Raw genomic sequence first — 734 nt, forward strand, 5'->3', positions numbered from 1 at the left:
CTCTGGCATCGCTGTGAAGACGACGCGAAATTCAGCATTTTCACAAGCGTTATCTTTTACAAAACCGATCTCACTCTCCTTTGATGCGAATGCCAGCGTCAGACATCATATGCAGATACTCACCTGCATCCTGAACCCATTGACCTCCAACCCCGTAATAGCGATGCGTAATGATGTCGATAGTTACTAACGGGTCTTGTTCGATTAACTGCCGCAGAAACTCTTCCAGGTCACCAGTGCAGTGCTTGATAACAGGAGTCTTCCCAGGATGGCGAACAACAAGAAACTGGTTTCCGTCTTCACGGACTTCGTTGCTTTCCAGTTTAGCAATACGCTTACTCCCATCCGAGATAACACCTTCGTAATACTCACGCTGCTCGTTGAGTTTTGATTTTGCTGTTTCAAGCTCAACACGCAGTTTCCCTACTGTTAGCGCAATATCCTCGTTCTCCTGGTCGCGGCGTTTGATGTATTGCTGGTTTCTTTCCCGTTCATCCAGCAGTTCCAGCACAATCGATGGTGTTACCAATTCATGGAAAAGGTCTGCGTCAAATCCCCAGTCGTCATGCATTGCCTGCTCTGCCGCTTCACGCAGTGCCTGAGAGTTAATTTCGCTCACTTCGAACCTCTCTGTTTACTGATAAGTTCCAGATCCTCCTGGCAACTTGCACAAGTCCGACAACCCTGAACGACCAGGCGTCTTCGTTCATCTATCGGATCGCCACACTCACAAC

2 protein-coding genes are annotated in these 734 nt (G+C 48.4%); both read right to left on the bottom strand.

Features of this window, described 5'->3' with window-relative positions:
• Positions 1-70 precede the first annotated feature (70 nt).
• Positions 71-619 carry an ead/Ea22-like family protein gene (locus tag CSC70_RS13865; RefSeq protein WP_001289873.1) on the bottom strand — a complete coding sequence of 183 codons (549 nt, stop codon included), beginning with the start codon at positions 617-619 and terminating at the stop codon, positions 71-73.
• The coding region (locus tag CSC70_RS13870) for a TraR/DksA C4-type zinc finger protein (protein ID WP_182878935.1) at positions 616-734 on the bottom strand (119 nt) is incomplete at its 5' end. The genes CSC70_RS13870 and CSC70_RS13865, both read right to left, overlap by 4 nt.

The sequence above is a fragment of the Pseudoxanthomonas kalamensis DSM 18571 genome (genome assembly GCF_010211745.1).
GTDB classification, from domain to species: domain Bacteria; phylum Pseudomonadota; class Gammaproteobacteria; order Xanthomonadales; family Xanthomonadaceae; genus Pseudoxanthomonas_A; species Pseudoxanthomonas_A kalamensis.